A 13337-nucleotide genomic window follows, 5' to 3' on the forward strand; every position below is an offset into this window, starting at 1 on the left:
CGTCTTACGCGGGTGTACGGGTGGTGGCCTGTTGGGTCGACTCGGTGGTCGGCTCAGAGGCGGCCTGCGGAACCGTCGCTCGGGACCCCGTGGTGCGGCAGTCGCCGAAGCTGTCGCGCAGCCGGGTCATGAGGGCGATCAGCTGATCGACCTCGTCGTCGGACCAGTCGCTCAGCCGGTCGGCGAGCAGTTGGGTGCTCAGTTCGTTGAGCACCTCCAGCTGCTTCAAGCCGTTCTCGGTGAGGCTGAGGATGCGCGAGCGCTTGTCTGCGGGGTCGGGATGGCGCTCGATCCAACCGCGGTCCGCCACGTGTGCCACGTGTCGGCTCGCCACCGACACATCGACGGCGAGCAGCTCTGCCATGCGGCTCATCCGCATGTCGCCGTAGCGCTTGAGCAGCGTCAGAACGGCGGCCGAACCGGTCGGGCAGTCGTGCGGCATGATCCGCGCCATGTCCCTCTTGACGGCTCCGAAGGCGCTCATCTGTCGCGCCAGCTCGTCGTAGTGACGTTGTGCGGCCACGGCACCTCCTGACCTGAAGATTTTTATTTGTTGCTTAGGGCAACCATAGAAGCAGTTGGTTGCCGCAGGCAAACGAAAGCGGTTGATCGCGGATAAAATCGCGGCAAAGATCGAGTGCAAATCAGTAAAGTCGCAGCTCAGCGGCTGGCGCGCGGACTGTGGCGCCCTTCGCGGCAATTCGCTAGGGTCCTGCCCCATGGCTAACAACCCCCAAGGCCCCGGCCCCCAGGGCACACCCGACCCCGCGGGCAACACCCAGATGTTCCGCGCCTTCGTCGACGAGCCGCCTCAGGGACGCGGCCAAGCCGCAGCCCCCGCGAAGTCCGGCCCCGGCGCCGGCCTGGTCATCGGCATCGTGCTCGCGGTCGTCGTGATCGCGGCCGTGGCCTGGCTCGCGTTCAAGTAAGGCGCTCCCAGCGGGAGTTCACCTCCCGTCCGCGGAGTTCACTTCCAGTCGACGTCGACGTCCTTGGTCTCCAGGTGCATCCCGAGCGGTACGCGCCACTCGTCGACGCACACGGTCCACGTCTTCCGCTTCTTCTCCCCGGCCCCGATGGGTACGGGGAGTTTCTTCTTGACGTCGACGGTCGCCCAGTCGATCCCCAGCGCCCCGATGACATGGGTCTCGAAGCTCACGGTGCCGGAACGCACCGCGCTGCCACCGGAGTTGCGCAGTTCCAGCGTCACGTCCTGGCACCAGCGCTTGTCGGCCTTCTTGAGCACGGGGTCGCCGACCACCTTGAGCGCGGCGGGGCCCGAGGGCTTCGAGGGGGACGACGAGGGGGCGGCGTCACGGCCGGGGGCCGCGCTCCCGGAGGGCTTTGCGCCCGCAGACGGTGCGCCGCCGTCGGCGGGAGGCACATCGGCCGACGGGGCGCCGTCCGCGCCCGCACCGGTCTCTCCGGCCGCACCGCCCTCCCCAGCCGCACCGGCCTGCCCGCCGCCTGCCGCGGTCCCGCCCGCCGCGCCCTTGTCCGGGGAGTCCTTGTCCGCGGAGCCCTTGTCCCCCCGGCCCTGGCCGTCCGGCGTCGGGGAATCCAGCGGTACGAGTTCCACCTTGCCGGTGGGGGCGACCCGCTCGCCCGGCCGGCCGGTGGCCGCGCCCGCCGCGCCCACGGCCACGTAGCCGTCGCGCCCGTCGCCACCGTCGAGGGCGACGACGGCGCCCGCGCTCACACACACCGCGGCGACCGAAGCGGCCCCGACGGCGACCTTCCTGTGACCGAGCAACCAAGTCCGCAGCATCGCGCCAGTGTGTCTGACGGGTCGTCAATTAGGAACCCCGCGGACCGGTTGTCCGCGGGACCGGCTCCGGACAAGCGCGGCGGGGCCGGTCCGGAGTCCGGACCAGCCCCGCCGAAAGTCTGCGCCCGATCGAGCGGCAGTCGCCGGTCAGTCGGCGATCAGACCCTCCCGCAGCTGCGACAGCGTCCGCGTGAGCAGCCGGGAGACGTGCATCTGCGAGATGCCGACCTCCTCGCCGATCTGCGACTGCGTCATGTTCGCGAAGAACCGGAGCATGATGATCTGGCGCTCCCGCGGCGGCAGCTTCGCGAGCAGCGGCTTGAGCGACTCGCGGTACTCGACGCCCTCCAGGGCCGTGTCCTCGTAACCGAGCCGGTCCGCGAGGGAACCCTCGCCGCCGTCGTCCTCGGGGGCGGGCGAGTCCAGGGAGGACGCGGTGTACGCGTTGCCCACCGCGAGGCCGTCGACCACGTCCTCCTCGGAGACGCCGAGCACCGCGGCGAGCTCCGGGACGGTCGGCGAGCGGTCAAGCTTCTGCGCGAGCTCGTCGCTCGCCTTGGTCAGCGCGAGACGCAGCTCCTGAAGGCGGCGCGGCACCCGCACCGACCACGAGGTGTCCCGGAAGAACCGCTTGATCTCGCCGACCACCGTCGGCATCGCGAACGTCGGGAACTCCACGCCCCGCTCGCAGTCGAAGCGGTCGATCGCCTTGATCAGGCCGATCGTGCCGACCTGGACGATGTCCTCCATCGGCTCGTTGCGACTGCGGAAGCGGGCCGCCGCGTACCGCACCAGCGGCAGGTTCAGCTCGATCAGGGTGTCGCGGACGTACGCCCGCTCCGGGCTGTGCTCGTCGAGCGTGGCAAGACGCAGGAACAGGGAACGGGACAGAGTGCGGGTGTCGATGGACCCGCTCGTCGGAGGCGTCCCGGACACCTCGGGGCTCTCGGCGGCCTGGGCCGGAACCGACGTGGGCACAGGAGTGTCGATCAGCGCGGCAGGCGTCTGCTCGCTCAGGTCGTCGGTCGCGGCGGGCGCGCCGGGCGTGAGCGTGAGCACCTTCGAGCTGCCCTGGTCTGCGGACATGCCACCCCCTTGAGGTCGCGGACGGTCGCGGCGGACGCTCCCGTCAGGTAAGAGCGCAGCCTCCACCTGAATACCGGACGTGGAGCTGCGCCAAACGCCGTTCCAGCAGAATGTCACATGTCGGCAACACGCTGTAGTGACATGTCGACATGTATGGGATGGATCGGTGCAGGAAACAGGGGGTGTGGCGAACGGGGGCGGCGGATTCTGCCGAGAACGCGCCCCAGGAGCTCTCTACCCGTTCGAGCTAGGCATCGATCCTGTTTGCGGACCGAAGTCGGGCGAAGCTGCGGGCGAGGAGTCTTGACACGTGCATCTGCGAGACACCCAGCTCGGCGCTGATCTGGGATTGCGTCAGGTTGCTGTAGTAGCGCAGCAGAAGGATCCGCTGCTCCCGTTCGGGCAGCTGTACGAGGAGATGCCGTACGAGATCGCGGTGCTCGACGCCGTCCAGCTCCGGGTCCTCGTAGCCGAGCCGGTCGAGCAGGCCCGGCATCCCGTCGCCCTCCTGCGCCGCCTCCAGGGACGTCGCGTGGTACGAGCGGCCGGCCTCGATGCAGGCGAGCACCTCGTCCTCGCCGATGCGCAGCCGCTCGGCGATCTCGGCGGTGGTCGGGGAGCGCCCGAAGGCGGTCGTCAGGTCCTCGGTCGCGCTGTTCACCTGCACCCACAGCTCGTGCAGGCGGCGCGGTACGTGCACGGTGCGGACGTTGTCCCGGAAGTACCGCTTGATCTCGCCGACGACGGTCGGCATCGCGAAGGTCGGGAACTGGACGCCGCGGTCCGGGTCGAAGCGGTCGATGGCGTTGATCAGACCGATGGTGCCGACCTGGACGACGTCCTCCATCGGCTCGTTGCGGCTGCGGAAGCGGGCCGCGGCGTAGCGCACGAGCGGCAGATTCGCCTCGATCAGGGCGCCGCGCAGCCGGGAGTGCTCGGGGGTTCCCGGCAGAACGTCCTTGAGCTGGGCGAAGAGGACCTGGGTCAGCGCGCGGGCGTCGGCGCCCCGGCTCTTCGCGGGCGGTGCTTCTTGAGGCGCAGTACTGGCCGGCACGGTCAACTCCACCTCTGTTTCCGTCAACTCATCGGTCAAAAGCGGTCATAGCATCACAAGACATGTGCACTGTGTGCAAGCACCGCATAACGCCGTGTTGAAGGCCGAGTTGAGGGGCGGAACGGGCCGCGGGGCGCGAAAAAGCCCCTCACCGTTCCGGGTGAGAGGCTTCTCGAACGTGTGACGGTCGCGCGGATCCGCTCAGAACTCGTAGTCCGCGATCACCCACGTGGCGAACTCGCGCCACATCGCGACGCCCTCCTGGTGGGCGGGGTGCTCGATGTACCGCTTCAGGGCGTCGGTGTCCTCGACGGCCGAGTTGATCGCGAAGTCGTAGGCGATCGGCCGGTCGGTGATGTTCCAGTCGCACTCCCAGAACGTCAGCTCGGGGATCTTCTCGCCCAGGGCGCGGAAGGCTTCGACGCCCGCGGCCACGCGCGGTTCGTCACGGCTCACGCCGTCGTTGAGCTTGAAGAGGACCAGATGGCGGATCACGGATGCTCCCGGGGGCTACTTCCCACCGTTGACGACCCAGGTCATGAAGTCGCCTATGGACTGGGCGGCGGACGATACGCCTTCGAACCCTATCTGGACGTAGTCGGCGGCCGTCTTGGGGTCGGTGATGATCACGTAGAGCACGAAGACCACCCCGACGAAGAGCGCGATCTTTTTCGGTTGCACCGATGGCCTCCCCGTGCCCGCGTTCGTAACCCGTCTGACCCCTGTGGCCCCTGTTGCGGCGGCGAGTCTAACGCGGACGATCACTGACGCGACCTTTAAGGACCAACGGCCTCCCGTTCCGGGTCCTTTGCCGTCCTCCCAGACCCCCGCAAAGGGTCAGTATTGGTGATGAGCCCGGAGGGTCTGGCAGGAATCCGAAGGGCAGGGACGGACACCCCGACTGCGGGGTCCGCGCCGCAGCTTCCCCCCGAAGCGGCGCGGGCTACGGGAGACCGTCCTCGTCGGGGGGAGTGGTTTGTCCCCCCGATGCCACTCCCCCCGCCCCGACCACCCACAAAGGCCCCGGCACCTCTGAACAGGTGTCGGGGCCTTTCGGTGTTTCTGGCCGCGAAGAAGGCGGCGGGCAAAGCGAAGGGGCGGATCCTTGGTGGATCCGCCCCTTCGAACGGCGGTAGCGGAGGGATTTGAACCCTCGGAGAGTTTCCCCTCACTCGCTTTCGAGGCGAGCTCCTTCGGCCGCTCGGACACGCTACCGAGAGGAACTCTAGCCCATGGGGGGCCGTGGTCCGAAATCCGTATCTCTGAAGAAGCGGGTGAGCTGTGTCGCACACTCCTCGGCGAGGACTTCGGAGATCACTTCGGGCCTGTGGTTGAGCCGTCGATCACGGATCACGTCCCACAGCGAACCGGCCGCACCCCCCTTGTCGTCGCGGGCCCCGTAGACGACCCGGTCGACGCGGGACTGCACGAGTGCGCCCGCGCACATGGTGCACGGCTCCAGGGTGACGACGAGCGTGCAGCCGGTCAGCCGCCATTCGCCCACCCGTCTCCCACCGCCGCCCTTGCCGGAGGCGCTGCGCGCCGCTGTGCTCAACTCTTGCGCGGCCCTGCGCAGCGCCAGCACCTCGGCGTGCGCGGTCGGGTCGCCGGTCAGCTCGCGCTCGTTGTGCGCCCGCGCGAGCACGGTGGTCCCGTCCGGCGCCAGCACGACGGCGCCGACGGGCACGTCACCGCCGGCCGCGGCGGCCCCGGCCTCGGCCAGGGCCTGCCGCATCGACGGCTTCCAGGGGTCTCGTACGGGATCGGGTGCGGAGTCGGGGGCGGATACGGGGTCGGAGGGTGTCACGGCGAGGAATCTATCCCCGAGGCGGTCAGCGCACCGTTTCGAGGACCTCCGATGCGCCCAGGGCGTCGGCGATCTCGCTCAGCGCGTCCGCCCCGTCGAGGGTGAGCAGATTCTTCTCGGGGACGCCCAGGTCGGCGAGGACCCCGCTGTCGCCGAGCGGGCCCGGCGGGACCACCTCGGCGCTCGCGTCCTCCTCCTCGGACTCGTCGTCGCCGTCCGGTTCGCCGTCCTCCGTGCCGTCCAGGTCCAGGGCGTCCAGGTCGTCCACGGCGTCCGAACCGTTCGGAGCCTTGCCGAGCAGTTCGTCGGTGAGCAGGATCTCGCCGTAGCTGCTGCGGGCGGCCGCGGCCGCGTCGGAGACGTAGATGCGAGGGTCCTCCTCGCCGTCGATGCGTACGACGCCGAACCAGGCGTCCTCTTGTTCGATGAAGACGAGGATCGTGTCGTCCTCGGCGCCGGCCTCGGCCGCCGCCTCGCGGGCCAGGTCGGACAGGTCCGACAGGGTCTCCACGTCGTCGAGCTCTGTGTCGCTCGCTTCCCACCCGTCTTCGGTGCGCGCGAGCAGTGCGGCGAAGTACACCGTGACTCTCCCACTGGTCTTAAGGGTGCCGGTCGGGAATCCCCCCGGCGGGGCTTTTGGAGGCGGGGAGTGCAGTTCAAGCCCCGCCCACTCGGAATCGTGGCAGAAAGTCCGGCTCCAAGAGAGGTCTTCCGCGCGCTGTGTTCGCGGCGCGTCTTCCGCGGGGCCCCGCCGAGCGTGCATCCGGGCCGTCGTCACCAGCGAAACGTGCGCATGCGCATCTGCTGTCGCATCCGCGCGGCCCGGGCGCGGCGCGGCTGGACCCTGGCCCGCAGCTCCCGTGCCTCGGTCAGCTCCCGCAGGAACACGGCCCGCCTGCGCCTGCGCTCGGCGTCCGTCTCCGTCTCCGGATCCGGCTCGCTCTCCGGTCCCGGCCCGGCCCCTGCCCCCGGCCCGGCCCCTTGCGTCCTCCGGTCCGACCGCTCCCCGCGCTTCCCGTCCGCCATCGGCCACACCACCCCAGTCCGCCCAGTCCGTGCCAGTCGGCGAGTCCCTTCCACCTTCCCCCCGCACCGACGGTTGATGCCACCGCGCGGGGGAGCCGGGGCTTTCCGGCCCGGTTACTGTTGAGGACATGCGGATCCACGTCGTCGACCACCCTTTGGTGGCGCACAAGCTCACCACGCTGCGCGATCAGCGCACCGACTCCCCGACCTTCCGGCGCCTGGCCGACGAGCTGGTCACCCTGCTCGCCTACGAGGCGACCCGGGACGTGCGCACCGAGCAGGTCGACATCGACACCCCCGTCGCGCGGACGACCGGCGTCAAGCTGTCGCACCCGCGCCCGCTGGTGGTACCGATCCTGCGCGCCGGTCTCGGCATGCTCGACGGCATGGTGCGGCTCCTGCCGACGGCCGAGGTCGGCTTCCTCGGCATGGTCCGCAACGAGGAGACGCTGCAGCCCGCGACGTACGCGACGCGGATGCCGGACGACCTGTCCGGGCGCCAGGTCTACGTCCTGGACCCGATGCTCGCCACGGGCGGCACGCTCGTCGCGGCGATCCAGGAGCTGATCAAGCGCGGCGCCGACGACGTCACGGCCGTCGTGCTGCTCGCCGCCCCCGAGGGCGTGGAGATCATGGAGCGCGAGCTGGCGGGCACGCCGGTGACCGTCGTGACGGCCTCCGTGGACGAGCGGCTCAACGAGCACGGCTACATCGTGCCGGGCCTCGGCGACGCCGGGGACCGGATGTACGGGGTCGCCGAGTAGCCGACGCCGTACGGGAACGGAGAGAGCCGCGGAAGCAGGTCGTCCGCGGCTTTCCGGCTTCCGGGGCTCAGCAGCCCGGGCGGGACGCGGAAGGCGCCGGCTTCGGGTGGCTCAGCGCCGTCAGCGCCTTGTCCGCCGCGGGCTTCTTGGTCAGCTTCTTGAAACCGGAACCGATGATCAGGTCGACCTCGGTCGGCTTCTCGCGCTTGTCCGCCTTCAGCTCGGCCCCGGTCAGCTGCGTGCCGAGGACCGGGAGGGCGGCGTCGGTGGCCGCGGAGGCGCCGAGCAGTATGCCGGGGCCCTTGACCTTCTTGTCGTAGGCCTTCGTGGCGTTGCCCACGTCACCGATCTTGAAGCCGCGCTTCTTCAGCTCGTCCGCGGTGCTCTTGGCCAGGCCGCCGCGGGCCGTGGCGTTCAGCACGTTCACGGTGATCTGGGAGGGCTTCGGCAGCTTCTTCGCCGCCTTGCCGGGGGAGGGCGAGGCGCTCGCCCGCTGCTCGCAGGCGCCGGACTTCGCCGCGGCGCTGGCCTTGTCACCGCCCGTGAAGACATCGACCAACTGGAACGAGCCCCAGCCGATCAGTCCGATCGCGGCGACGGACGCGACGACCGCGAGCACGATCCTGCTGCGCGGACGACCGCGCCGCATGCGGGGGTACTTGTCCCCGGTGATGCGGTACTTGCCGCCCATGCCGGGTGGAGTGAGCATGCTCATGGACGCAGCGTAATCCTGTGCGGCGACGATGCCTATTAAATGATCACGGTCAGTCGCTCAGTCCAACCCAAAAGGGCCAATACGGTCCTGAGGCGCCGTCAGTCGTGAAGGGCGATCAGCCGAGCTCAAGTACGCGCGCGTGCAGCACCTGGCGCTGCTGGAGAGCGGCGCGCACGGCGCGGTGCAGACCGTCCTCCAGATAGAGATCGCCCTGCCACTTCACGACGTGCGCGAAGAGATCGCCGTAGAACGTCGAGTCCTCGGCGAGCAGGGTCTCCAGGTCGAGCTGGCCCTTGGTCGTCACCAGCTGATCGAGGCGGACCGGGCGCGGCGCGACGTCCGCCCACTGCCGGGTGCTTTCCCGGCCGTGGTCGGGGTACGGCCGGCCGTTTCCGATGCGCTTGAAGATCACACGGAAAGCCTACCGGGCAAGGCTCTCCGGGCGCAGCCACGGGGACGCACTGTGCGGCCTGGAAATACCGTGCTTAACCGGTTGCAACCGGGTCCAGTCGAGCCGCTCACAGGGGCCTGAAATGAGTGGCGCGAGCCGTGAGTTGGTTGAAAGAGGGCGTGTGTGTGGCCCTTCCGGGGTAGTGGGGCGCGCTGCGTTGACGGACGGGTCCCCGCGCCCGCACGGGGGCGCGGGGACCCGGTGTCAGCGAGCGTCCTTCTCGCCCGGTGCCCGCCGGTCCTGCGAGGTGGGCGGGGGTGTCTTCTCGGTCGAGTCGTGCGAGCCGCGTGCTTCGCGTGCGGCTTCCGCGCGCATCAGGGCGCGCAGGAGCGCATAGGGGTCCTTGGGCATGGGAGTGCTGCCGTCCTTTTGCGAAGTCGTGCATGTGTGCGAACAGGTCCGGGGCGGGACCCGTCAGCAGCGCAGGACGACGGTGCGCAGGGCGCGCCGGGACGGCGGCGCGGGATGCGCCGTGGTGTCGGGGCGTGCGGCGACGAGCGGGCGCGGCGGGGCGCTCGGCGGCGGGTTCGTGAGCAGCCGGACGGGATGCCCCGTGGGCAGCCGAAGCGCCTCTTCGGAGGCATCACGATTCCCCTCACCCGGCTCACAGGAGGAGGAGACAGCGGCGGGCGGCGCCGCGGACGCCCCGACGGGCACGACGGCCAGCGGCGCGACCAGCAGGGCGAGCACCAGCACGACCACACGCGCGAGGACCCGGACCGGACGGCCCCGGTCGGCCCGGGCGGTGGTGGCGCTCATGCTTCGTCTTGTGCCCGGTGGCGGGCGGGACGCGATCGGCGGGCGCGCAGATCCGCCCTCATGGGCTACGCGGAGGGCCGCAGGGTGACGCCGCCGGGTGCTGCTGCTCGGCCGGTTCTACTTGGCGGACTTCGCCGCCTTCTCCGCCTTCGCGGCCGCCTTCAGCTCCTGCTTGTGGGCCCGCACCTTCGTGAGGGACTCGGGGCCGGTGATGTCGGCGACCGAGCGGTACGCCTTCGGTTCGCCGTACGCGCCCGCCGCCTCGCGCCAGCCCGTGGGCCGCACCCCGAGCTGCTTGCCGAGCAGGGCCAGGAAGATCTGGGCCTTCTGCTTGCCGAAGCCGGGCAGGTCGTTGAGGCGCCGCAGCACCTCCTTGCCGGTGTCGACGCCCTCCCAGACGGCCGCCGCGTCCCCGTCGTAGTGGTCGACGAGGTACTGGCACAGCTGCTGCACCCGCTTGGCCATGGAGCCGGGGTAGCGGTGCACGGCCGGCTTCTCGGAGAGCAGCGCGGCGAAGGCCTCGGGGTCCCGGGCAGCGATCTCGTACGCGTCGAGGTCGTCGGCCCCGAGCCGCGTGGCGATCGTGCGCGGTCCCGCGAACGCCCACTCCATGGGCACCTGCTGGTCGAGCAGCATCCCGACGAGCGCGGCGAGCGGGCTGCGGCCGAGCAGTTCGTCGGCGGCGGGCTCCTGGGCGAGGTGGAGGGTGACGTCCATACGGCTCATACGTCGATGATCGCGCCGCACCGTCCGCGTCGCCACGCCGGGGTCACCGCGCCGCCGCCGCCACGATCGGCGGCCATCGCGTCGCATAGGGCCGCCGTCCGAGGTAACCCTGACGTCATGACTTCCTCGACGCCCGCCCCGTTCGATCTCGCGGCCCTCGCCGACGAGCACCTGACCGCCGCCCGCAAGGCCGAGCACGGCCGCAGCGCGGCGCTCCTGATCAGGGAGGATCCGCTGCTGCGCCAGAGCGTCATCGCGCTGACCGAGGGCAGCGACCTGGAGGAGCACAACGCCCCGCCCGCGGCGACCCTCCAGGTGCTGCGCGGCCGCGTCCGGCTCACCGCGGTCTCCGGCGACATCACCCTCACGCAGGGCCAGCTGCACGCGATCCCCCAGGAGAAGCACGGGCTCGTCGCGCTGACGGACTCCGCGGTGCTGTTGACGGCGGTCACCGCCTGACCTGATCGTGTTCCCGTCGCCACGGGAGCCCTGTTGACGGGGCTCCGCGGTTCGGGTTCTGCGCAAAGGAGTGCGGGCATGCCGTCGTACGAGGAAGTCTTCCGAGCGAGCACCGAGGACCCCGAGGGCTTCTGGCTCGCGGCGGCCGGCGCGCTCGACTGGGACGTGCCGCCGACCAGGGCCCTGGACTCCTCGCGGGCCCCCTTCCACCGCTGGTTCCCCGACGGTGAGCTGAACGTCTGCCACAACGCGCTCGACCGTCATGTCGCCGCGGGCCGCGGAGCGCAGCCCGCACTCGTGTACGACTCGCCGGTGACGGACTCCCGACGCACGTACACCTACGCCGAGTTGACCGACCAGGTCGCCCGCTTCGCCGGTGTGCTGACCGGACTCGGCGTGGGCCACGGCGACCGCGTCGTCCTCTATATGCCGATGGTCCCGGAGGCCGTCGTCGCGATGCTCGCCTGCGCGCGGATCGGGGCGGTGCACTCCGTCGTCTTCGGCGGTTTCGCGGCGAACGAACTGGCGGTGCGGATCGACGACGCGGCGCCGAAGGTCGTCGTGTCGGCGTCCTGCGGCGTCGAAGGGGCGCGGGTCGTCCCGTACAAGCCGCTCCTGGACCGGGCGGTGGAACTGGCGGAACACAAGCCGGACGCCTGCGTGATCCTGCAACGCCCCGAGGGTCCTGCCGAGTTGACGCAGGGCCGGGACGTGGACTGGGCGGAGGCGGTGCGGGACGCGCACCCCGAGCCCTGCGTATCGGTGGCGGCGACGGACCCGCTCTACATCCTCTACACCTCCGGAACGACCGGAAAGCCCAAGGGAGTCGTCCGCGACTGCGGCGGCTACGCGGTGGCGCTGCGCTGGTCCATGGAGGCCGTGTACGACGTGGGCCCCGGCGAGACCATGTTCACCGCGTCCGACGTGGGCTGGGTCGTCGGCCACTCGTACATCGTCTACGCCCCGCTGCTCGCGGGCGCCACGACCGTCCTCTACGAGGGGAAGCCGGTCGGCACCCCGGACGCGGGCCAGTTCTGGCGGGTGGCGGCGGAGTACGGGGTGAAGACGCTGTTCACGGCGCCGACCGCGTTCCGGGCGATCAAGAAGGTCGACCCGGCAGGGGAGTTCACGCGCGCGTACGACCTGAGCGGCCTCAAGTACCTCTTCCTCGCCGGGGAGCGGCTCGACCCGGAGACGTACCACTGGGCCGCCGAGCTGCTCGGCATCCCGGTGATCGACCACTGGTGGCAGACCGAGACGGGCTGGCCGATCGTCGCGAACCCGGTGGGCATCGAGGCCGCCCCGGTGAAGGCCGGCTCCCCGACGTTCCCGCTGCCCGGCTGGGACGTGCGGGTCGTGGACGGCGAGGGCAAACCGGTGCCGCCCGGCGAGGACGGTGCGATCGTCGTACGCCTCCCGATGCCTCCGGGCGCCCTGCCCACCCTCTGGAACGACGACGAGCGCTTCGTCTCCTCGTACCTCTCGGCCTTCGACGGCTACTACCTGACCGGCGACGGCGGGCACGTGGACGAGGACGGCTACGTGTTCGTGATGGGGCGGACGGACGACGTCATCAACGTCGCCGGGCACCGCCTGTCCACGGGCGGCATGGAGGAGGTCCTCGCCGCGCACCCGGACGTGGCGGAGTGCGCGGTGATCGGTGTCGCGGACTCGCTCAAGGGGCAGGTGCCGCGCGGATTCGTGGTCCTGAAGGCGGGCGTCTCCTCCGACCCCGCGGTGGTCGAGGCCGAACTCGTCCAGCTCGTACGGGACCGGATCGGCGCGGTCGCGTCCCTGAAGGACGTCGCCGTGGTGGCGGCGCTGCCCAAGACCCGCTCGGGGAAGATCCTGCGCCGGACCATGCGCGGCATCGCCGACGGCCTGGACGAACCGGTGCCGTCGACGGTCGACGACGTATCAGTCCTGGACGCGCTGCGGCCGGTCCTCACGCGCGGGTCAGCGGCGCGCGCCGAGCAGTGAGCGGATCGCGACGCGGTCGAGGTTCGTCAGGCCGCGCACCAGCAGCGGCGTGAGGAAGACGAGCACGAACCCGACCGCCGAGACCGCGGCGATCTGGGCGGGCGACTCCACGTAGTACGCGTGGTGCACGCCGGCGTCCGTCGTGAAGTCGTAGAGCCGGTAGCCGGGCCAGTCCAGGTAGCGGTGGAAGACCCAGGAGTAGGTCGGGAAGAGCGCGACGACCCACCCGGTGACCAGGAACGTGAAGGACAGGACGAAGGTCAGCACCCGCCACGGGAACATCACCGTGTGGAACAGCAGCGCCTTCCACCCGGCGGCATCGGTGAGCCGCCCGCGCAGACCGGGCGCGGGGGCCGCGGGCGCCGCCACGTCCAGGCCGAGCAGGGCCCGCGCCCGCCCCCGCTCGGCCGCGCCGAGACCGCGGGCCCCGCCCAGCGCCGCCGCGAGGACCGGCAGCCCGATCCACACGACGAGCGTGCTCACCCCCAGGCAGAACATCGTCACGGCGAAGACGAACCCGGCGATCGCCACGGGCAGCGATGTGAGCGTGTGGCCGATCGCGCGCCAGGTGGCGGCGGCGAACGGGCCGCGCCAGAAGCCGGGCGCCGGAGCGGGGGCCACCGGGGAAGCGGTCCGGCCGCTGTTCTCCGCGTACGTGAGCGTCGTCGTCGAGGTCATGCCTCAAGCCTCGCGGTCGGACGGGCGCGGGGACATGGGGCAACGGGGTGTCTTGAGGGTGGGG

General features: G+C 70.8%; 19 protein-coding genes and 1 tRNA gene. 4 read left to right on the plus strand and 16 right to left on the minus strand.

The annotated features are described in order from the left end of the window. Window positions 1–4: 4 nt before the first annotated feature. Window positions 5–523 carry a MarR family winged helix-turn-helix transcriptional regulator gene (locus ACY34M_RS37855; RefSeq protein ID WP_462720735.1) on the minus strand — a complete coding sequence of 173 codons (519 nt, stop codon included), beginning with the start codon at window positions 521–523 and terminating at the stop codon, window positions 5–7. Window positions 524–719: 196 nt separating this feature from the next. Here ACY34M_RS37855 and ACY34M_RS37860 point away from each other — a divergent pair, with 196 nt between their 5' ends. After that, on the plus strand, window positions 720–929 hold the full coding sequence (locus ACY34M_RS37860; RefSeq protein ID WP_462720734.1) for a hypothetical protein: 210 nt from the start codon (window positions 720–722) through the stop codon (window positions 927–929). Window positions 930–967: 38 nt separating this feature from the next. Here ACY34M_RS37860 and ACY34M_RS37865 read toward each other — a convergent pair whose 3' ends face one another. The 9 genes from ACY34M_RS37865 to ACY34M_RS37905 all read right to left on the minus strand — a co-directional run bounded on the left by ACY34M_RS37865 (window position 968) and on the right by ACY34M_RS37905 (window position 6741). After that, window positions 968–1768 (minus strand): hypothetical protein, encoded by an 801-nt coding sequence (locus ACY34M_RS37865; protein WP_462720733.1) that lies wholly within the window; start codon window positions 1766–1768, stop codon window positions 968–970. A gap of 147 nt (window positions 1769–1915) precedes the next feature. After that, window positions 1916–2854 carry an RNA polymerase sigma factor SigF gene (locus ACY34M_RS37870; protein WP_462720732.1) on the minus strand — a complete coding sequence of 313 codons (939 nt, stop codon included), beginning with the start codon at window positions 2852–2854 and terminating at the stop codon, window positions 1916–1918. 247 nt (window positions 2855–3101) lie between these two features. Then, window positions 3102–3947: an RNA polymerase sigma factor SigF gene (locus ACY34M_RS37875; protein ID WP_462720731.1), complete on the minus strand. Its 846-nt coding sequence runs from the start codon at window positions 3945–3947 to the stop codon at window positions 3102–3104. A 162-nt stretch (window positions 3948–4109) separates the two neighbouring features. After that, window positions 4110–4403 carry a Dabb family protein gene (locus tag ACY34M_RS37880; RefSeq protein WP_462720730.1) on the minus strand — a complete coding sequence of 98 codons (294 nt, stop codon included), beginning with the start codon at window positions 4401–4403 and terminating at the stop codon, window positions 4110–4112. 15 nt (window positions 4404–4418) lie between these two features. Further along, window positions 4419–4589, minus strand: coding sequence for a hypothetical protein (locus tag ACY34M_RS37885; protein WP_462720729.1), 171 nt, complete (start codon window positions 4587–4589; stop codon window positions 4419–4421). A 449-nt stretch (window positions 4590–5038) separates the two neighbouring features. Then, a tRNA-Ser gene (locus ACY34M_RS37890) sits at window positions 5039–5123 on the minus strand. A gap of 10 nt (window positions 5124–5133) precedes the next feature. Next, the gene (locus ACY34M_RS37895; RefSeq protein WP_462720863.1) at window positions 5134–5643 is read right to left on the minus strand and encodes a nucleoside deaminase; all 510 of its coding nucleotides are present in this window, start codon (window positions 5641–5643) and stop codon (window positions 5134–5136) included. Window positions 5644–5740: 97 nt separating this feature from the next. Continuing rightward, window positions 5741–6295 (minus strand): tRNA adenosine deaminase-associated protein, encoded by a 555-nt coding sequence (locus ACY34M_RS37900; protein ID WP_462720728.1) that lies wholly within the window; start codon window positions 6293–6295, stop codon window positions 5741–5743. A 194-nt stretch (window positions 6296–6489) separates the two neighbouring features. Continuing rightward, window positions 6490–6741 (minus strand): hypothetical protein, encoded by a 252-nt coding sequence (locus ACY34M_RS37905; protein WP_462720727.1) that lies wholly within the window; start codon window positions 6739–6741, stop codon window positions 6490–6492. A 128-nt stretch (window positions 6742–6869) separates the two neighbouring features. Here ACY34M_RS37905 and upp point away from each other — a divergent pair, with 128 nt between their 5' ends. Beyond that, a complete protein-coding gene (gene upp / locus ACY34M_RS37910) occupies window positions 6870–7505 on the plus strand; it encodes a uracil phosphoribosyltransferase (RefSeq protein ID WP_462720726.1) in 636 nt (211 codons plus the stop codon). A gap of 67 nt (window positions 7506–7572) precedes the next feature. Here the strand turns inward: upp and ACY34M_RS37915 are convergent, their stop codons facing one another. From ACY34M_RS37915 to ACY34M_RS37935, 5 genes are all read right to left on the minus strand, one after another. Beyond that, window positions 7573–8220, minus strand: coding sequence for a LytR C-terminal domain-containing protein (locus ACY34M_RS37915; RefSeq protein WP_462720725.1), 648 nt, complete (start codon window positions 8218–8220; stop codon window positions 7573–7575). 115 nt (window positions 8221–8335) lie between these two features. Continuing rightward, window positions 8336–8632: a type II toxin-antitoxin system VapB family antitoxin gene (locus tag ACY34M_RS37920; protein WP_003955420.1), complete on the minus strand. Its 297-nt coding sequence runs from the start codon at window positions 8630–8632 to the stop codon at window positions 8336–8338. A 243-nt stretch (window positions 8633–8875) separates the two neighbouring features. Continuing rightward, window positions 8876–9022, minus strand: coding sequence for a hypothetical protein (locus ACY34M_RS37925; RefSeq protein WP_462720724.1), 147 nt, complete (start codon window positions 9020–9022; stop codon window positions 8876–8878). 63 nt (window positions 9023–9085) lie between these two features. After that, on the minus strand, window positions 9086–9430 hold the full coding sequence (locus ACY34M_RS37930) for a hypothetical protein (RefSeq protein WP_462720723.1): 345 nt from the start codon (window positions 9428–9430) through the stop codon (window positions 9086–9088). A gap of 117 nt (window positions 9431–9547) precedes the next feature. After that, window positions 9548–10147 carry an HhH-GPD-type base excision DNA repair protein gene (locus ACY34M_RS37935; protein ID WP_462720862.1) on the minus strand — a complete coding sequence of 200 codons (600 nt, stop codon included), beginning with the start codon at window positions 10145–10147 and terminating at the stop codon, window positions 9548–9550. A 126-nt stretch (window positions 10148–10273) separates the two neighbouring features. On the opposite strand from ACY34M_RS37935, the gene ACY34M_RS37940 reads away from it, so the two are divergent. Further along, window positions 10274–10615, plus strand: a complete 342-nt coding sequence (locus tag ACY34M_RS37940; RefSeq protein WP_462720722.1) for a cupin domain-containing protein — start codon at window positions 10274–10276, stop codon at window positions 10613–10615. A 33-nt stretch (window positions 10616–10648) separates the two neighbouring features. Beyond that, window positions 10649–12595 (plus strand): propionyl-CoA synthetase, encoded by a 1947-nt coding sequence (locus ACY34M_RS37945; RefSeq protein WP_462720721.1) that lies wholly within the window; start codon window positions 10649–10651, stop codon window positions 12593–12595. On the opposite strand, the gene ACY34M_RS37950 is transcribed toward ACY34M_RS37945, so the two are convergent. Beyond that, the gene (locus tag ACY34M_RS37950; RefSeq protein ID WP_462720720.1) at window positions 12572–13273 is read right to left on the minus strand and encodes a sensor domain-containing protein; all 702 of its coding nucleotides are present in this window, start codon (window positions 13271–13273) and stop codon (window positions 12572–12574) included. The two genes, ACY34M_RS37945 and ACY34M_RS37950, sit on opposite strands and share 24 nt — an antisense overlap. Between the last annotated feature and the right edge of the window lie 64 nt (window positions 13274–13337).

The sequence above is a fragment of the Streptomyces sp. EDA2-14 genome (assembly GCF_054963755.1).